Origin of the sequence: Cellulosimicrobium sp. XJ-DQ-B-000 (genome assembly GCF_031119065.1) — a bacterium.
Classification (GTDB): domain Bacteria; phylum Actinomycetota; class Actinomycetes; order Actinomycetales; family Cellulomonadaceae; genus Cellulosimicrobium; species Cellulosimicrobium funkei.
On sequence record NZ_JAVHYN010000004.1, the window covers coordinates 231,854 to 250,554 of the forward strand.

Sequence of the window (18,701 nt, forward strand, 5' to 3'; positions counted from 1 at the left end):
CCCTTGCGGGACCGCACGACCGGGACCACTCTTCGTCGTACACGTGTTCTACCGCGGGCCACCCACACGACTGTCCCGGTGGCCGCGCCCCCCGCCTCCGACAGGCACGACCCCGCGACACTAGATCGCGACCGGACGCCCTGCAAACGGCCCTGTGCACGCCCGGTGGACAGGGACCCCCGTTCCTGTGGACACAGTCCCCCACACTGTGCACACCCGGTGGAAAACGGTGTGGACAACCTCACGATCTTCCTGTGTACATCGCCGTGAGCGGCCTCTGACCAGCCTCATCACTACCCTCAGGGGTGTGGAAGAAAGAAAGTCGGGCGACACGCCGACGACACGCCGGACACCGTCCGGCCACCCCGACGACACCGGGCCGCCGTCCGGCCCCGGTACGTCGTCCACAGGTCGCCGCGCACGGTCCCGGCTCGACCGCGAGATCCTGGCCCTCGCCGTCCCCGCGCTCGGCGCGCTCGTGGCCGAGCCGCTGTTCGTGCTCGTCGACAGTGCCGTCGTCGGCCACCTCGGCACCGCGCAGCTCGCGGGCCTCTCCCTCGCGTCGACACTCCTCGTGACCCTCGTCGGCCTGTGCGTCTTCCTCGCCTACGCGACCACGGCCGCCGTCGCGCGCCGCATCGGCGCGGGCCACACGCGGGAGGCCCTCCAGTCCGGGATCGACGGCCTCTGGCTCGCCGTCGGGCTGGGCGCGCTCCTCGCCGCCGTCCTGTGGACGACGGCCCCGTGGGCCGTCGGCGCGATGGGCGGCACGGGTGAGGTCGCCGAGCACGCCGTGGTCTACCTCCGCTGGTCCGCGCTCGGCCTCCCCGGGATGCTCCTCGTCCTCGCGTCCACCGGCGTCCTGCGCGGCATGCAGGACACCCGGACGCCCCTGTGGGTCGCCGCGGGCGGCGCGACGTTCAACGCGGTCCTCAACGTCGTCCTCGTCTACGGGGCAGGGCTCGGGATCGCCGGGTCCGGCATCGGGACGGCCGTCGCCCAGCTCACCATGGGCGCGGTGCTCGTCGTGGTCGTGGTGCGCGGCGCCCGGCGCCACGGCGCGTCGCTGCGGCCCGCCGCGGGCGGGATCTGGGCCAACGCGCGCGCCGGCGCGCCGCTCTTCGTCCGCACGCTCTCGCTCCGCCTCGCGATCCTCCTCACCGTGTTCGTCGCGACCGGGCTCGGGGAGGTCACGCTCGCGGGCTACCAGGTCGTGAACTCCGTCTGGGGGCTCGCGGCGTTCGCGCTCGACGCGCTCGCCATCGCGGCGCAGGCGCTCGTCGGGCACGGGCTGGGGGCCGACGACGTCCCCCGCGTCCGCGCCGTCCTGCGCCGCACCCTCCAGTGGGGCGTGGCCGCCGGGGCAGGGCTGGGTGTCGTCATGGCTGCGGGCGGCTGGTGGTTCGCGCTCCTCTTCACGTCCGATCCCGAGGTGCGCACCGCCGTCGCCGTCGGCATGGCGGTGTGCGGAGTCCTCCTGCCGATGGCGGGGTGGGTGTTCGTGCTCGACGGCGTCCTCATCGGCGCCGGGGACGGCCGCTTCCTCGCCTGGGCGGGCATGCTCACGCTCGTGGTCTACGCGCCGTTCGCGCTCGCCGTCCGGCACTGGGCGCCCGACGGCGCGGCGGGCCTCGCGTGGCTCTGGCTCGCCTTCGCAGGGGTCTTCATGGCGGCACGCGCCCTCACCACGGGGCTCCGTGCGCGCGGGAGCGCCTGGATGGTCACCGGCACCGCCTGAGGGCTCGGCGCACGCAGCCGAGCACGACGGGGCCGGACGCGACGAAGGCCCGGCCCCTCCGAGGAGGGGCCGGGCCTTCGTGGACTGCTCAGCAGCAGATCAGGCAGCGACGACCTTCACCGCGAGGGTCGCGGAGACCTCCGGGTGGAGGCGGACGGAGACCGTGTAGTCCCCCGTCGCCTTGATCGGCTGACCGATCTCGATCTTGCGCTTGTCGACCGACGCACCGGCGGCCGTCACGGCGGACGCGATGTCCGCCGTCGTGACAGCGCCGAAGAGGCGACCGGCAGCGCCGGCCTTCGCCTCGACGACGACCGGCTTCGCCTGCAGCGAGTCGCGGATCGCCTTCGCGTCGTCGAGCGACGCGATCTCGCGGGCCTTGCGCGCCTTGCGGATCGCAGTCACCTGCGACTCGGCGCCCTTGGACCACGGCGTGGCGAGCTTGCGCGGGACGAGGAAGTTACGGGCGTACCCGTCCTTCACCTCGACGACGTCGCCGGGCTCACCGAGACCGGTGACCTCGTGGGTCAGGATCAGCTTGGCCATGAGTTCTCTCCCTTCCCGCTCAGCGAGCCGTCGACGTGTACGGCAGCAGCGCCATCTCGCGCGCGTTCTTCACCGCACGGGCGATCTGGCGCTGCTCCTGGACGGAGACGCCGGTCACGCGACGCGCGCGGATCTTGCCGCGGTCGGAGATGAACTTGCGCAGCAGCGCGGTGTCCTTGTAGTCGACCGACTCGATCTTGGCCGACTTCAGCGGGTTGGACTTCTTCTTGGGCTTGCGCACCACAGGCTTCGCCATGGTGTTGCTCCTCTACAAGGTGCGATCCCCGCGTGCGGACCGCGCCGACGAGCGGCGCGGCACCCGCGGGGACGGGTGTGTGTTCTGGGAGTGGCGGACGATCAGAACGGGGGCTCGTCGGAGAACGAGCCACCGGACGACGCGGGACCAGCCGTGGCCCACGGGTCGTCGCTCTGCTGCTGACCGCCGCCGGAGCTGAATCCGCCGCCGGAGGCGCCGCCGGAGTTGGCGCCACCTCCGTAGCCGCCACCGCCGCCGAAGCCGCCGCCACCGCCACCCGAGCGCTGGGCGCGGGTGACCTTGGCAGAGGCGTAGCGCAGGGAAGGACCGATCTCGTCCACCTGCAGCTCGACGACGGTGCGCTTCTCCCCCTCGCGGGTCTCGTACGAGCGCTGGACGAGGCGGCCCTGCACGATGACGCGCATGCCCTTCGTCAGCGACTCCGCGACGTTCTCCGCGGCCTCGCGCCAGATCGAGCAGCGCATGAACAGGGTGTCCCCGTCCTTCCACTCGTTCGACTGGCGGTCGAAGGTCCGCGGCGTGGACGCCACCGTGAAGTTGGCCACCGCCGCACCCGAGGGGGTGAAACGCAGCTCCGGGTCTCCCGTGAGGTTCCCGATCACCGTGATGACGGTGTCACCTGCCATGGCCAGCTCCTTCGTGTGTCGTCTGTGTCGTCGACGGCGCCGCGCGCCTCGCTCGTAACGTTCTCGCGTCGCTCATCCCACCACGCGGCGCCCACACGCGCTACGGCGTGCAGCGTCCGGTACGGGCCGGTCGAACGGGGGAGACGGGGAGGATCAGCGAGCGTCCGTGCGCAGGATCTTGGTCCGCAGGACGACCTCGTTGAGGCCGAGCTGACGGTCCAGCTCCTTGGCGGTGTCGGAGGTCGACGTGAAGTCGACGACCGCGTAGATGCCCTCGGACTTCTTGTTGATGTCGTACGCCAGGCGGCGACGACCCCAGATGTCCACCTTGTCGACGGAGCCGCCGTCGGTCTTGATGACCGACAGGTACTTGTCGAGCGACGGGGCGACGGTGCGCTCCTCGATCTCGGGGTCGAGGATGATCATCAGTTCGTACTGACGCATGCGGATAACCCACCTCCTCTGGTCTTCGCGGTCACGGTCTCTCCGTGACAGGAGGGTTCATGCTTCATGCTGCTGCCGTCCGACGGGCGGACGGCAGCTCCCCAGGGTACCCGCTCGGCGCGGGCGCCCGGAAATCTGCGGCCGACGGGCAGGTCAGCCCCGGCCCGGGATGATGCCGCCGACGTTGCCGTTGCCCCCGCCGGCGTTCCCTCCCCCGCCCGGGTTCCCGGGTTCCGTGGGCGACGGGTCCGGGTTCTCCGGGTCCGTGGGATCGGGAGGCGGTTGCTGGCCCGGGTCGGCGCCCTTCGAGACGACGAGCGCGATGGTCGACCCCGGCGGGACCTCGCTCATGGACGACTGGCTGATCACGAAGCCCCGGGGCTGCTGGTCGGAGAACTCCTCGGTGATCCGCACCTTGAGGCCGGCGCCCTCGAGCTGGGCGCGCGCGGCGCGAGCCTCCATGCCGACGACGGACGGGACTGCCACGTTCGCCGGCTGCTGCGGCTCCTCCGGCTCCTCGGGCGGCGCCTCCTCGGTCGGGGTCTCCGTCGGGGTCTCCGTCGGGGTCTCCGTCGGCTTCGGCTTGGGCGGGCTGTAGGGCAGGAACTCGCCCTCCGGGAGGTTCGCCGCCGCGACCTGCATGTAGGACGCCCAAGCCTCGACGGGCCACGAACCACCGGTGATCTCGGGGTTGCGCATGTCGGCCCAGCGGCCGAACGGCGTGATCTGCTCCTCCTCGCCGTTCGGTCCGACCTGGTAGAGGCCGACGACCGTCGCGAGCCCGGGGGTGAATCCCGCGAACCACGCCGACTTGTTCTCGTTCGACGTACCCGTCTTGCCGGCGGCGGGCCGCCCGATCTCCTGCGCGGGCTTCCCCGAACCCTGCTTGACGACCTCCGCGAGCGCGTACTGCGTGGCCGACATGGTCTCCGTGGTGAACTCCTGGGTGCGCTTGTCGGCACCCGGCGCCTGGTACACGAGGTTGCCGCGCGAGTCCGTGACCGACGCGACGATGTGCGGGGTGGACCGCAGGCCGCCCGAGGCGATGGTCGCGTACGCGTTCGTGAGCTCCAGCGGCGTCACGGTCGCGGTGCCGAGGACGTTGGCCGCGTTGCCCAGCACCTCCGTGCGGTCCGAGATGCCGAGGCGGTGGGCGACCTCCGCCGTCTTCTCAGGGCCGGTCTCGATGTTGAGCGCCGCGTACACGGTGTTCACGGAGTTGGCGGTCGCCTTGACCAGGTCGATGTCGCCGTAGGGCACGTCCCCGAAGTTCCGGACCTTCCAGTCCTCGCCGTTGTTGGCGTCGGGGAACGTCTTGGGCGAGTTGCCGTCGTAGCGCTCGTCGAGCGTGTGCCCGGCCTCGAGCGCCGCGATGAGGGTGAACGGCTTGAACGTCGAGCCTCCCTGCGCTGCACCTCGCGTCGCGTTGTTGTACGCCTGGGTGACGTAGTCGGGACCCCCGTACAGGGCTCGGATCGACCCGTCGTTGGGGTCGATCGACACGATCGCGGGGCGCAGGTTGGGCGAGACGGGGTTCTCGTCGCCTCGCGCCTCCTGCGGGAGGGAGTTCGCGGTGTCGACCGCGGCCTGCTGCATCGTCGCGTCGATGGTCGTGGTGACCTTGTAGCCCTTGGTCTGGAGGGCGTCGAACGAGATGTCGTTCTTCGCGAGCTCGTCCTCGACCATGCCGAGCAGGTAGCCGGTGGGCCCCTCGTACTTCTGGGACTTGACGTACGGGATCGCCTCGGGGAAGCCCGCGTCCACCGCCGCCTGGCGCTCCGCGGCGGTGATGTGGCCGTCCTCCTCCATGTTCCGCAGCGTCCGCTTCCACCGCTCCTCGGCCTGGGCGTGGTTGACGGCCGGGTCCCAGTTGCTGGGGCTGGGGATGATGCCGGCGATCATGGCCGCCTGCGAGACCGTGAGGTCGGCGGCGTTCACGCCGTAGTACTTCTGCGCCGCCGCCTGGATGCCGTAGGCGCCGCGACCGAAGTAGATGGTGTTGAGGTAGTTGCCGAGGATCTCCGACTTGTCCTGCTGCTGCGTGATCTTGACGGCGAGGATCGCCTCGCGCGCCTTGCCCGCGTAGTCCGTGACCGAGTCCGTGTAGTACCGCTCGACGTACTGCTGCGTCAGCGTGGACGCGCCCTGACGGCCGCCGCCCTTGATGTTGTTGTAGAAGGCGCGCGCGATGCCCTTGACGTCGACGCCGGAGTTCGTCCAGAACGTGCGGTCCTCGGAGGCGACGACGGCGTTGCCGACGTACGGCGGCAACGTCGCGTAGTCGACGATCTCGCGGTTCTCGACCGCGTACTTGCCCATCTCCGTGGTGCCGTCACCCCAGTAGACGGTGGACGTCTGGGCCCCCACGCTCGGCAGCTTCGTCGGGACCTCGGTCGTGAACCACGCGGCGACGGCGACGCCCGCGACGAGCGCGATGCCCGTCAGCATGGTCCCGACGACCACGCGCCACGACGGCAGCCAGCGGCGGACGCCCTTGACGTGCGAGCGTGGGTAGTTGAAGAACCGACGGCGCCCGCGCGGGGTCGGCCGTCCGTTCGTCCTCGTGGATCGCGCCACGGTCTACCTTCCTCTGGGGGGCATCGAGGAGCCGGCTCGCGTCGACCGCGGGCCTGCCCGTGGGCCGCCGTGCGGGGACCACCTGACCGACGGGACGGGCCCTGCCTCGGGGGCGGGCCGCCGTCGGGCACGAGGTCGGCGCACGCCGGACCACCCTGAACAATAGGGCGTCACCCTGTCCCGACAAGGGTTCAGCGCACCGTGAGCGGGATCGTCCGCCATTGATTCGCCCGGGCGTCCCGCCGCCTCCGCGGGTTCTTCACATGCCCGGCGACGTGTGTCACAGTCCGGTCAGGATTGCACGACACATCGGGACGACCTAACCTGTCGATGTATCGACTCGATACATCGGGTCGGACCAGATCCCAGCGAGTCCCTCCGGGGCTACGCCGAGGAGCGTCAGGAGGTGGGATCGTGCGGAGCAAGACACCTGTGCTCGAGACCGCGATCCTGGGTCTCCTCAAGGAGGCGCCGCTGCACGGGTACGAGCTGCGCAAGCGGCTCAACATCATGCTCGGCTCCTTCCGCGTGCTGTCCTACGGCTCGCTGTACCCCGCCCTCAAGTCGCTGGTGGCCCGCGGGCTCATCACCGGCACGGAGCAGTCGGCCGCGCAGTCGACCCTCGCGCCCGCCCTCTCGGGCAAGCGCGCGCGGATCGTCTACGAGCTGACGGCCGAGGGCAAGGAGCACCTCCAGACCGTCCTGGCCTCCTCCGGGCCGGCGGCGTGGGAGGACGAGAGCTTCGACGTCCGGTTCGCGTTCTTCGCGCAGACCGACGCCGAGACCCGCATCCGCATCCTCGAGGGCCGGCGCACCCGGCTCACCGAGAGGCTGGAGGCGGTCAGGGAGTCCGCGGCTCGCACGCGCGAGCGGCTCGACGAGTACACGCTCGAGCTGCAACGTCACGGACTCGAGCAGGTCGAGCGCGAGGTGCGCTGGCTCGACGGTCTCATCACCACCGAGCGCGACAGGAGCTCCGGGCACGCCCGGGGCGCCGCCCGCGCGCGGTCCAGCAGCACCCCGCATCCTGCGGAACCATCCGAGCAGGAGCCCGACGGCGCGAGGCGTCCCGAGGACCCTGGAACAACGAACACCAAGGAGCGAGGATGACCTCCATCCGCGTCGCCATCGTCGGCGTAGGCAACTGCGCATCGTCCCTCGTCCAGGGCGTGCACTTCTACCGTGACGCCGACCCGAGCAGCACCGTCCCGGGGCTCATGCACGTCCAGTTCGGCGACTACCACGTGTCGAGCCTGGAGTTCGTGGCGGCGTTCGACGTCGACGCGAAGAAGGTCGGCTTCGACCTCTCGGAGGCCATCAACGCCTCCGAGAACAACACGATCAAGATCGCCGACGTCCCGCCGCTCGGCGTGACCGTCCAGCGCGGCCCGACCCTCGACGGCGTCGGCAAGTACTACGCGCAGACGATCGAGGAGTCGGACGCGGAGCCGGTCGACGTCGTCGCCGCGCTGCGCGAGGCGCAGGTCGACGTGCTCGTCTGCTACCTCCCCGTGGGCTCGGAGCAGGCCGCGAAGTTCTACGCGCAGGCCGCGATCGACGCCGGCGTGGCGTTCGTCAACGCGCTCCCCGTCTTCATCGCGTCCGACCCGGAGTGGGCCGCGAAGTTCGAGGAGGCCGGCGTCCCGATCGTCGGCGACGACATCAAGTCGCAGGTCGGCGCGACGATCACGCACCGCGTGCTCGCGAAGCTCTTCGAGGACCGCGGCGTCGTGCTGGACCGCACGTACCAGCTCAACGTCGGCGGCAACATGGACTTCAAGAACATGCTCGAGCGCGAGCGCCTGGAGTCCAAGAAGATCTCCAAGACGCAGGCCGTGACCTCGAACCTCGAGGGCCCGCTCGGCGGCAAGACGGAGGACCGCAACGTCCACATCGGCCCGTCGGACTACGTCGCGTGGCTCGACGACCGCAAGTGGGCGTACGTGCGCCTCGAGGGCCGCGCGTTCGGCGAGGTCCCGCTGAACCTGGAGTACAAGCTCGAGGTCTGGGACTCCCCCAACTCCGCCGGCATCATCATCGACGCCGTCCGCGCCGCGAAGATCGCCAAGGACCGCGGCGTCGGCGGCCCGATCCTCTCGGCCTCGACGTACTTCATGAAGTCCCCGCCGGTCCAGATGGAGGACACGAAGGGCCGTGCGCAGCTCGAGGCCTTCATCGCCGGTGAGGTCGAGCGCTGACCTGGAGCCCTGAAAGCTGAGCGCTCCGCCGAGGTAGAGCCCTGGTCGTCCGGCAGGAGGACCAGGGCTCTACCTCGCTCGGCCGGGTTCGCCGTCGGCCGCGGGCACGCTCGAGGTGAGACGGCACCGGGAGGGCGGGGAGGCGCGCCGCGTCGTGGCGGGCCTGGCGGGAGCCGCGAGGGACGAGCGGCGGATGGTAGACGCGGCGCGCCTCCCCGCCCGACCTCCCAGCGCGACCCGGGCCCCCGACCCTCGCCCCCCCCCCGCGGCGCCCCACGGGGGACAACCGCATGTCCGACCGCACGACGACGAACGTAGGGTGACCGCGTGGGTGTGATCTCCGAGCTGCGGGCGCTGCTGCGCCTGGACGGCTTCCGCAAGCTGTTCGCCGTCCGGCTCGTGTCGCAGGCCGGGGACGGCATGTTCCAGGTCGGCCTGGCGTCGCTCCTGTTCTTCTCCCCCGAGTCGCAGGGCACGGCGGCGGCCATCGCGGGCGCGTTCGCGGTGATGCTCGCGCCGTTCACGATCGTCGGCCCGTTCGCCGGGGTGTTCCTCGACCGGTGGCAGCGTCGTCAGGTCCTCGCGTGGGGCAACGCGGTGCGCGTCGTCATCACGCTCGGCATGGCGGTGCTCATGCTGACGGGCGGGGTGAGCGGCTGGATCTACGCGCTGGGCCTGGCCGCGCTGTCCGTGAACCGCTTCCTGCTCGCGGGGCTCTCGGCGGGCCTGCCGCGGGTCGTCGACGGCCCGCTGCTCCTCACGGCGAACTCCCTCACGCCGACGCTCGGCGCGGGTGCGGCGTTCGTCGGGGGCGGGATCGGCGTGGTGCTCGGGCTGGCGTTCGAGCCGGGCCGGGTCAAGGACTCGTCGGCGCTCGTGTGCGCGGCGCTGGTCTTCGGCGTCGCGTCGCTCCTGGCGCTGCGCCTCGGGCGCACGCAGCTCGGCCCGGAGCGCCCGGCGGAGTCCGCGATCCGCTCGGAGATCGCGCGGGTCGCGCGCGGTCTGGCCGACGGCGCCCGGTACCTCGTCGCGCGCCGCACGCCGGGGCAGGCGCTGCTCGCGATGGCGACGCACCGCTTCCTCTACGGCGTGGTGTTCATCGCGTCGATCCTCATCGCGCGCAACCTCCTGAGCCCCGGCGACCAGGACGCGGGCTTCGTGACGTTCGGGCTCGTCGTGGGGCTCACCGGCGTGGGGGGTGCCGCGGCGGCGGTCATCACCCCGTTCCTGTCGCGCCGCACCGGTCCGCAGGTGTGGATCGCGATCATGCTGCTGCTCGCGGCGGCGAGCCAGCTCCTGCTCGTCACGACGCCGTCGCGCGCGGTGGTGTTCACGGGCGCGACGCTGCTGGGCCTGGCCGCCCAGGGCACGAAGATCGCGGTGGACACGATCGTCCAGCGCGACACGGACGACGAGTTCCGCGGCCGCGCGTTCGCGTTCTACGACGTGCTCTACAACGCGGCGTTCGTGGGCGCGGCGGCTCTCGCGGCCTTCACCCTCCCGGACACGGGCTGGTCGCGCGGCGTGTTCGCCGTGCTGGCGGTGGCGTACTGCGTCGCCGCCCTGGTCCTGTGGACGCGGGGCGCTCGCACGCCGTCCGAGCCGGGCGACGCCGTCGTGCCCGACGCCGGGGCGTCCCCCCGCACGCCGCACGCCTGACGCGCCGTCCCCTCGACCGCCTGCGCGACGCGCGCGGGCCTCCTTCTGCCCTCGGCGTACCGATGAGTCCGGGGCGGAAAAGAGGTCGTCACCGTCGGCGGGAATAACGCAGGATGGTGAATGGTCGTACAGGGTACGGATCTCGCGGCGAGCGCCGCGCGGGCCGTCCCGGGTCGGGTCACCCTGCTCGTGGCCCCGCCGACCGAACCGACACCGTCGTCGCGTGCCCCCGCACGCGACCGTCGCGCTGCCCTGCAGCGCACCCTGCCCCCCGACCGGGTCCGACCCTGCGCCCGGGACGCCACCGACGCGAGCGGAGACACACCGTGACAGCCTCCCCCACCCACGACACCTCGGCCGCCGTCGACCGCCTCCCCCGGGCGGACTTCCTCGTCATCGCGCTGCTGCTCGGCTCGGCGTTCGTCGTGATCCTCAACGAGACGACGATGAGCGTGGCGCTCGCGCCGCTCATGGCGGACCTCGGGATCACCGCGAGCACGGGCCAGTGGCTCACGACGGCGTTCATGCTGACCATGGCCGTCGTCATCCCGGCGACCGGGTTCCTGCTCCAGCGGCTCGGGACGCGCGGCGCCTACCTGCTCGCGATGTCGCTGTTCAGCGCGGGCACGCTGCTCGCCGCGCTCTCCCCCGGCTTCGCGTGGCTGCTCGTCGGGCGCGTCGTCCAGGCGTCGGGCACGGCCATCATGATGCCGCTGCTCATGACGACGATCATGACGCTCGTGCCGCCGGCCATCCGCGGCAAGGTCATGGGCAACATCTCGATCGTCATGGCCGCCGCGCCCGCGCTCGGTCCGTCGCTCTCGGGTCTCATCCTCAACTCCCTGAGCTGGCGGTGGGTCTTCGGCATCGTGCTGCCCATCGGCCTCGTCGCGCTCCTCCTCGGCTTCCTGTACATCCGGGACGTCGCAGACCGTACGCGCTCGCGCCTCGACCCGTTCTCCCTCGTCCTCGCGGCGTTCGCGTTCGGCGGGCTCGTCTACGGGCTCTCGAGCATCGGGGAGGCCGCGCGCCACACGCCCGTCGTCCCGCCGGCCGTGCCGCTCGCTCTCGGCGTCCTCGCACTCGCCGCGTTCGCGTGGCGGCAGATCGTCCTCCAGCGCGAGGACCGTGCCCTGCTCGACCTGCGCGTGTTCACGCACCGCGGGTTCAGCGTGCCGCTCGGCATCATGGCCGTCGGCATGGTCGCGATGTTCGGCTCGCTCATCCTCCTGCCGCTGTTCCTCCAGGACGCGATGGGCCTCGAGCCGCTCGCGACCGGGCTCATCGTGCTCCCGGGCGGGCTCCTCATGGGTCTGCTCGGCCCGACCGTCGGCCGGCTCTACGACCGGGTGGGACCGCGTCCGCTCGTCATCCCGGGCGTGAGCGTCGTCGCGGTGGCCCTCGCGGCCTTCACGACGATCCACGCCGACTCGTCGCCGTGGTTCGTCCTGGCGCTGCACGTCACGCTGAGCCTGGGCCTCGCGTTCATGTTCACGCCGCTGTTCACGTCGGCGCTCTCGTCGCTCGAGCCGCACCAGTACTCGCACGGCTCCGCGTCGATCGGCACGGTGCAGCAGCTCGCGGGTGCCGCCGGGACCGCGATGTTCGTCGCCGTCATGACGTCGCGCTCGATCGCGTACGGCGAGGCGGGCGCGTCGCCCCGGGTGGCGCTGGCCGAGGGCGTCGGCGACGCGTTCGTCTGGGGCACGGCGGTCATGCTGGTCGCCGTCGGCCTGTCGTTCCTCCTGCGCCGCAGCGCGCCGCCGGCGCACGGGCACGGCCCGGCGCAGCCCGGCACGCAGGACGCCCCGGTCGAGGACGCCCGCACCGGGGACTCCCGCGCCACGGACGCCCGCACCGCGGACGTGAAGGTCGAGGCCGCCCTGGCCACCGACGACGTCTGAGGCGACCGGCACGACGTCGCACCCGCGAGCACGGCGAGGGGTGCCGCTCTCATCAGCCCGAGAGCGGCACCCCTTCGGTGTCTTCGCTCCTTCTCACCCCCGAGGGCTCACCCGCGCGCCGGGGGTACGCCACGCTCAGGACGCCGACGACTCCGGCTGCTCGGCCCACCACCGCAGGAGGTCCGCGCGCGCCGTCTCCTCGTCGACGGGGCCCCGGTCGAGGCGCAGCTCCAGCAGGTGCTTGTACGCCTTCCCCACCACGGGCCCGGGGCGGATCCCGAGGATCTCCATGATCTGCTGCCCGTCGAGGTCGGGGCGGACGGCGTCGAGCTCCTCCTTCGCCTGGAGGTCGGCGATGCGGCGCTCCAGGTCGTCGTACGACTCGCGCAGCCGCTGGGCCTTGCGCCGGTTGCGGGTCGTGCAGTCGGCGCGCGTGAGACGGTGCAGGCGCTCGAGCAGCGGGCCGGCGTCGGTCACGTAGCGGCGCACGGCCGAGTCGGTCCACGCGCCGTCGCCGTAGCCGTGGAACCGCAGGTGCAGCTCGACGAGACGCGCGACGTCCTTGACCACCTGCTTGTCGTACCGCAGCGCCTTGAGGCGCTTGGCGACCATCTTGGCGCCGACGACCTCGTGGTGGTGGAAGCTCACGCCGCCCCCGGCCTCGAACCGGCGCGTGGGCGGCTTGCCGACGTCGTGCAGGAGCGCCGCGAGGCGGAGCACGAGGTCGGGCGAGGGGACGGCGCCGTCGGGCCCGGTCTCCTGCGCGATGGCCTGGTCGAGGACCGTGAGCGAGTGCTCGTACACGTCCTTGTGCCGGTGGTGCTCGTCGATCTCGAGCTTGAGCGCGGGCAGCTCGGGCAGCACGTGGTCGGCGAGGCCCGTGTCCACGAGGACCTCGAGCCCGCGCCGCGGCGCGGCGCCGCACAGCAGCTTCGACAGCTCGTCGCGCACGCGCTCGGCCGAGACGATCTCGATGCGCTCGGTCATGAGGACCAGCGCGGCGAGCGTCCCGCCGTCGACGTCGAACTCGAGCTGCGCGGCGAACCGCGCCGCGCGCATCATGCGCAGCGGGTCGTCGTCGAACGACTGCTCGGGGGCGATCGGGGTGCGCAGGACGCGGCGGGCGAGGTCGCCCAGGCCGTCGAACGGGTCGACGAACGTCATGTCCGGCACCCGCACGGCCATCGCGTTGACGGTGAAGTCGCGGCGCGACAGGTCGCCCTCGAGCGTGTCGCCGAACGCGACGACGGGCTTGCGTGACGTCGGGTCGTACTCGTCCGTCCGGTACGTCGTCACCTCGACGACGAGGTCGTCACCGGGGCCGCTGCTCCCGAAGCGCTTCGCGCCGATCGTGCCGAACTCCTTGCCGATGTCCCAGTGCGCGTCGCCCCACCGCGCGAGGATCGCCTCGGTCTCGTCGGGCGACGCGGAGGTGGCGAAGTCGAGGTCGTTGCTCGCCCGCCCGAGGAACGCGTCGCGGACCGGTCCCCCGACGAGCGCGAGCTCGTGGCCCGCGGCCCGGAACGCCTCGCCGAGCTCGATCGCCGCGGGCGCCATCTCGGTGAGCACCGCGAGGGCGCGGCGCTGCAGCTCGAGCGCGTGCGGCGTCGCGGGCGGTGTCGGCTGGGGCGACGGCGAGGGGGACGAAGGCTGGGGCACGACACCCAAGCCTGCCAGATGCGGCGCCCGCGCCGGGGAGCCGGTCCCGGGGAGGTGGGTGCCCACTCGGTAAAGTTGAACCCATGTCCACCCCCGCGCACGCCGACGACCCCCGGAGGGATCCGGCGGGCGGGCGTGGCGACGGCCGCGGGCAGCCCGCCCCCGTCCCGGCCCCGCCGGGCGGCCACGCCCTCCGCATCGACCCGCGCTCGCGACCGGGCCCCGCGCCGGCGCCGCTCCCGGTCGTCGACGAGGTCTCCGCGGGCGGCCTCGTCATCACCGTCGCCGGTGGCTACCCGTGCGCGGCGATCATCGCGCGGCGCAACCGCGGGGGCCGCCTGGAGTGGTGCCTGCCGAAGGGCCACCTCGAGGGCGACGAGACGCCGGAGCAGGCGGCCGTCCGCGAGATCGCGGAGGAGACGGGCATCCGCGGCGCGGTGCAGGAGCCCCTCGGCGTCATCGACTACTGGTTCACGGGCGACGACCGGCGCGTGCACAAGGTCGTCCACCACTTCCTGCTCCGCGCGACGGGCGGGCACCTCACGGTCGAGGGCGACCCGGACGGCGAGGCCGAGGACGTCGCCTGGATCCCGGTCGTGGACCTTCCGGCCCGGCTGGCGTACCCGAACGAGCGGCGCATCGCCGTCGTCGCGCAGGGCGTCCTCGAGGGCCGTCGCACGCGGTTCCACGGGGTGGTCGAGAGTAGGGTGACCCGGACGATCGTCCGCCCGCACGGCCACCCGCACGACGGCCGCGGCGGCCCGGCACCGCCCGCCCCACGGAGCTCGACCGACCACTCATGACGCCCTCCTCCCGCAGCGGTGCGCGCCCCCCCGGCGCCGCGCCGGCCTCGCTCCGCGGTCCGACCGCACGGCTGCTCGTCACCCTGCTCCTGGTGCTGGTCGTCGCGGCCGGCGTCCTGCTCGGCGGCACGACGGCGGCCCCGCCCGCCGCGGCCGACACCGTCCCGGAGGGCGAGGACGCGGTGACGCTCGAGCTCACGTCGTTCGCACCGACCGTCCTCGCGCCGGACAGCACCCTCACCGTCACCGCGCGCGTGACGAACGGGACGGAGCAGACGCTCGGCTCCCCCGCGGTGACCCTCGGCGTCGACCGCCGCGCGCTGCGCACGCGGTCCGCGCTCGAGAGCTGGACGACGATTGGTCTCGACGGGCGTGTCGGCGCCACCGTCGCCGCCGAGGACGTCGGGCGGCCGCTCGCGCCCGGGGAGAGCGCCGACGTGACGCTCTCCGCGTCGGCCGCCGAGCTCGGCCTCGGCACGGGCAACGACCCGGGCCCGCGCGGCCTGGCGGTCGCCGTGTCCGACGGCGGCACGCGCCTCGCCGTGCAGCGCACGTTCGCGCTCCGGGCCCCGGCGGACGACGTCTCTCCCGTGCGGCTCAGCGTGGTCGCGGCGCTGACGGGTCCCCCGGTCGACCCCGACCCGGTCGCGTACGACGACGCGCTCTCGGCCGCGGTGGCGAGCGAGGGACGGCTCGGCCGCCTGCTCGCCGCGACGGGCGGGACGTCCGACGTGGGCTGGGTCGCCGACCCGGCGCTGCTCGCGGCCGCTGCCGTCGCCGCCGACCCGGCGGTGAACGCCTGGGCGGACGCCGTGAGCGGGGCGACCGCCGGGCGCTCCACGTTCGCGCTGCGCGCCTACGACCCGGACGTCGCGGCGTTCGCGCACGCGGGCCTCGCGCTGCCCGAGGGGACGCCGCTGCCGTCGTCGGGCACCTCGTCCGACCCGGCGTCGGGCACGCCGGCCGACGACACGGCCGACGGCGACGACGCCGCGGACACGGGGACCCCCGCTCCCCCGGACCCGACGAACGGGTGGCGCACCGACCTCGCCTGGCCGGCCGACGCCGTCCCCGACCTCGCGACCACGACGCTCGCCGTCGCGTCGGGAGCGACCGCGACGGTCGTCGGTCCGGGCGGCCTCGCGCCGGCCGACTCGCTCACGTACACGCCCTCGGGCGTCGCGACGGTGACGACGTCCGCGGGACCGGCCACGGCGCTCGTCGCCGACCCGGTGCTCACCGCGCTGCTCTCCGCCGGCGACGGCTCCGGCGTCTCCGCGACGCAGCGCCTGCTCGCCGAGACGGCCGTGATCGCGCGCGAGCGCCCCGCCGACCAGCGGCACGTCCTCGCGGCCCTGCCCCGGTCGTGGGAGCCCGAGCCCGGCCTGTTCACGACGAGGCTCGACGCGCTGCGCGACTCCGGCTGGGTCGACCTCGCACCCGTGGACCAGCTCCTCGCGGTCGAGCCACCCGCAGTCGACCGCGCGTCGCTGCCCGAGGACGCGCCCGCCGACGGCGAGATCGGTGCCGCCGAGCTCCGGTCCCTCGACCGGTCGCGCGCGGAGCTCGCCGCGTTCGCGACGGTCGCGGCGGACCCGACGGCACTCATGCGCCCGCTCGAGCCGGCGTTCGTCACGCCGACGGCCGTCGCCTACCGCGCGGCGCCGCCGTCGCGCACGCTCGCCGTCCAGCAGGCCGAGCAGCGGTCCGCCGCGGTGCGGGGCGGGCTCTCGGTGGAGACGCGCTCGTCGTTCTTCTTCGTCGCCGAGCAGGAGGACCTGCCGGTCCGGGTGCGCAGCACCCTCACGCAGGACGCGACGGTCCAGGTCGTCCTCCGGCCGGACGACCCCCGGCTGCGGGCCCCGGAGCGCACGACGGTGACGATCCCGGCGGCGACGCGCGACGCGGACGGCGACCTCGTCCCGACCGAGGCGAGCGTCGGGGTGCCGGTCGAGGGCTTCGGGAGCGGCAACGTCACCGTCGAGGTGGAGCTCGTCAGCGCCGCGCAGCCCCAGGTCCGGGTCGCGGAGCCGCAGCAGTTCGTGGTCCGGGTGCGGGCCGACTGGGAGTCCGTCGGCACGGTCGTCGTCGCCGTCCTGCTCGTCATCGCCCTGTTCGCCGGCATCTGGCGCACCGTGCGTCGTGGTCGCTCGCCCCGCCGTCTGGCCGGCGCCACGCTCGACCAGCCGTCCCCGCAGGACCCGCCGGCCGCGGCGCCGAGCGGGCCCGACGGACCGCCCCGCCGCGACGAGGAGCGCGTCGAGTGAGCCCCGGACAGCCGCGGCACGTCCGTCCCGCGGGTGCCGGGCGAGGTTCTCGCCCGGGGACGACGCGCGACGCCGTCCCCAGGATCGAAGGCGCGCTCCCGGGCGACCCCGCGGCGTCGGGCACCCCCGACGAGACCGCGGAGGCGGGCGCCACCGAGGCCCCGGCACCCCGTACGGGGAGTCTCGGCCGGTCGTCGGCGCTCATGGCGTCCGGCACCTTCGTCTCACGCGGCCTGGGCCTCGTGCGCAACGTGCTGCTGGTCGCCGCGATCGGCACGACGGGCCTCGTGGCGGACGCGTTCGACGTCGCGAACAAGATCCCCAACGTCCTCTTCGCGATCCTCGCGGGCGGCGTGCTCAACGCCGTCCTCGTCCCGCAGATCGTGCGCGCCTACCGCGCGCGCAACACGCAGGAACGGCTCGACAAGCTGCTCACGCTCTCGGGCGTGATCCTGCTGGCGCTGTCCGCGCTGCTCACGGCCGGTTCGAGCATCCTCGTCGCGCTGTACACGGGGCCGGGCTGGACGGCGCCGCAGACGTCGCTCGCCGTCGCGTTCGCGTTCTGGTGCACGCCCCAGCTCTTCTTCTACGGCCTGTACACGCTGCTCGGGCAGGTCCTCAACGCGCGGGGGCAGTTCGGCCCGTTCATGTGGGCGCCCGTGCTCAACAACGTCGTGTCGATCGCCGGGTTCGCGGCGTTCATCGCGCTGTACGGCCCCGCGGCGACCGGGAACGTCGACGACCTCACGCAGTGGGACGGGACCAAGATCGCGCTCCTCGCGGGCACCGCGACGCTCGGCGTCGCCGCCCAGGCGCTCATCCTCGTCGTCCCGCTGTGGCGCGCGGGCTTCCGCTGGCACCTGCGGTTCGGCCTCCACGGCATCGGCCTGCGGTCCGCGGGCCAGGTGGCCCTGTGGACGTTCGCCGCCGTCCTCCTGGAGCAGGTCGGTGTCCTGTTCACGACGCGCTTCGCGAGCGAGGCGCCCCGTGCGGCGCTCGCGCAGACCTTCGGGGCCTACCGCGACGACCCCGGCACCCTGGGCGCCGTCACCGGGCTCGTGACGGGCGCCCCCGGCGCCTTCTCGGACGCGCTGGCCGTCGCGGGCAACGCGGCCTACACGCAGGCGCTGATGATCTACCTCCTGCCGCACTCCCTCGTGACCGTCTCCATCGCGACGGCGCTGTTCACGGGCATGAGCGCGGCCGCACACGCGGGCGACCTCGCGCGCGTGCGGCACGACCTCTCGCGCGGCGTCCGCACCGTGGGGGTGTTCACGGTGTTCGCGACGGCGGTCCTCGTCGTCCTCGCCCTGCCCGTCACCAAGCTGCTCGTGCCCTCGGTGGACGCCGCCTCGGGCGAGGCCGTGTCCATGGTGCTGCGCGCCATGGCGCTCGGGCTCGTGCCGCTCGGCGGCATGGTCCTCATGAAGTGGGTCTACTACGCGTTCGAGGACGGGCGCACGGTCTTCTGGATCCAGGTGCCGGGCACGCTCGTGCTCGTCGGCGTGTCGTGGGTCGGCACGCAGGTCCTCCCGCCCCAGCTGTGGGTCGTGGGCATCGGCCTGGCGATGAGCCTGTCCAACCTCGTGGCGGTCGGGCTGCGCACCGTCGGCCTGCGGCGCACCCTCCACGGGCTCGACGGTGCACGGATCCTCCGCCTGCACGTCAAGGCCGGCCTCGCCGCGCTCGTGAGCGCCGTCGCCGGGTGGGGCGTGCTGCGGGCCTTCGTCGTGCTCTCGGGCGACCCCGCCGACGGGATCTACGGGCTCTCGTGGTGGCAGTCGGTCGTCGTCGTGGCGGTCGGCGGCACCGTGATGGGCCTCGTCTACGCGGGCGGCCTCAAGCTCATGCGCGTGCGGGAGCTCGACCAGCTCGCGGGACCGCTCGTGGGCCGCGTCAGACGCCTCGTCCGCCGGTGACGCGACACGTCTGACGTGCGGGTATCCGGTGATACGGGGGCAATCCGGGCCCGCGTACCATGGGGTCTCGACCACGAGTCCCAC

Annotated in this window: 13 protein-coding genes and 1 pseudogene; 8 read left to right on the top strand and 6 right to left on the bottom strand. The window is 73.2% G+C overall.

The window, feature by feature from the left end:
• The first annotated feature begins 442 nt into the window (after positions 1–442).
• The gene (locus RDI86_RS08830) at positions 443–1,738 is read left to right on the top strand and encodes an MATE family efflux transporter (RefSeq protein WP_308821241.1); all 1,296 of its coding nucleotides are present in this window, start codon (positions 443–445) and stop codon (positions 1,736–1,738) included.
• Positions 1,739–1,837: 99 nt separating this feature from the next.
• Here RDI86_RS08830 and rplI read toward each other — a convergent pair whose 3' ends face one another.
• The 5 genes from rplI to RDI86_RS08855 all read right to left on the bottom strand — a co-directional run bounded on the left by rplI (position 1,838) and on the right by RDI86_RS08855 (position 6,208).
• The gene (gene rplI, locus RDI86_RS08835; RefSeq protein ID WP_021481585.1) at positions 1,838–2,284 is read right to left on the bottom strand and encodes a 50S ribosomal protein L9; all 447 of its coding nucleotides are present in this window, start codon (positions 2,282–2,284) and stop codon (positions 1,838–1,840) included.
• A gap of 19 nt (positions 2,285–2,303) precedes the next feature.
• A complete protein-coding gene (gene rpsR, locus RDI86_RS08840; protein ID WP_021481584.1) occupies positions 2,304–2,540 on the bottom strand; it encodes a 30S ribosomal protein S18 in 237 nt (78 codons plus the stop codon).
• A gap of 101 nt (positions 2,541–2,641) precedes the next feature.
• Complete coding sequence (locus RDI86_RS08845; RefSeq protein WP_021481583.1) at positions 2,642–3,187, bottom strand: single-stranded DNA-binding protein; 546 nt, start codon at positions 3,185–3,187, stop codon at positions 2,642–2,644.
• Positions 3,188–3,340: 153 nt separating this feature from the next.
• Positions 3,341–3,631, bottom strand: coding sequence for a 30S ribosomal protein S6 (rpsF, locus tag RDI86_RS08850; protein ID WP_009863694.1), 291 nt, complete (start codon positions 3,629–3,631; stop codon positions 3,341–3,343).
• A 153-nt stretch (positions 3,632–3,784) separates the two neighbouring features.
• A complete protein-coding gene (locus RDI86_RS08855) occupies positions 3,785–6,208 on the bottom strand; it encodes a penicillin-binding protein (protein WP_308821203.1) in 2,424 nt (807 codons plus the stop codon).
• A 414-nt stretch (positions 6,209–6,622) separates the two neighbouring features.
• Between RDI86_RS08855 and RDI86_RS08860 the strand changes: the two genes are divergently transcribed.
• The 4 genes from RDI86_RS08860 to RDI86_RS08875 all read left to right on the top strand — a co-directional run bounded on the left by RDI86_RS08860 (position 6,623) and on the right by RDI86_RS08875 (position 11,969).
• Positions 6,623–7,318: a PadR family transcriptional regulator gene (locus RDI86_RS08860; RefSeq protein ID WP_021482833.1), complete on the top strand. Its 696-nt coding sequence runs from the start codon at positions 6,623–6,625 to the stop codon at positions 7,316–7,318.
• A complete protein-coding gene (locus RDI86_RS08865; protein ID WP_074803974.1) occupies positions 7,315–8,406 on the top strand; it encodes an inositol-3-phosphate synthase in 1,092 nt (363 codons plus the stop codon). Before RDI86_RS08860 ends, RDI86_RS08865 begins: the two co-directional genes overlap by 4 nt.
• 327 nt (positions 8,407–8,733) lie before the next feature.
• Positions 8,734–10,065 (top strand): MFS transporter, encoded by a 1,332-nt coding sequence (locus RDI86_RS08870; RefSeq protein WP_061268288.1) that lies wholly within the window; start codon positions 8,734–8,736, stop codon positions 10,063–10,065.
• Between the two features lie 326 nt (positions 10,066–10,391).
• On the top strand, positions 10,392–11,969 hold the full coding sequence (locus tag RDI86_RS08875; protein WP_308821204.1) for an MDR family MFS transporter: 1,578 nt from the start codon (positions 10,392–10,394) through the stop codon (positions 11,967–11,969).
• 135 nt (positions 11,970–12,104) lie between these two features.
• Here the strand turns inward: RDI86_RS08875 and RDI86_RS08880 are convergent, their stop codons facing one another.
• Positions 12,105–13,559, bottom strand: a complete 1,455-nt coding sequence (locus tag RDI86_RS08880; RefSeq protein ID WP_277351112.1) for a CCA tRNA nucleotidyltransferase — start codon at positions 13,557–13,559, stop codon at positions 12,105–12,107.
• 152 nt (positions 13,560–13,711) lie between these two features.
• Between RDI86_RS08880 and RDI86_RS08885 the strand changes: the two are divergent.
• From RDI86_RS08885 to murJ, 3 genes and pseudogenes are all read left to right on the top strand, one after another.
• A pseudogene (locus RDI86_RS08885) lies at positions 13,712–14,299 on the top strand (NUDIX hydrolase); the annotation flags it as partial.
• Positions 14,300–14,427: 128 nt separating this feature from the next.
• The gene (locus RDI86_RS08890; protein ID WP_308821206.1) at positions 14,428–16,698 is read left to right on the top strand and encodes a DUF6049 family protein; all 2,271 of its coding nucleotides are present in this window, start codon (positions 14,428–14,430) and stop codon (positions 16,696–16,698) included.
• A gap of 203 nt (positions 16,699–16,901) precedes the next feature.
• Positions 16,902–18,617 (top strand): murein biosynthesis integral membrane protein MurJ, encoded by a 1,716-nt coding sequence (murJ, locus tag RDI86_RS08895; RefSeq protein WP_251177182.1) that lies wholly within the window; start codon positions 16,902–16,904, stop codon positions 18,615–18,617.
• Positions 18,618–18,701 lie beyond the last annotated feature (84 nt).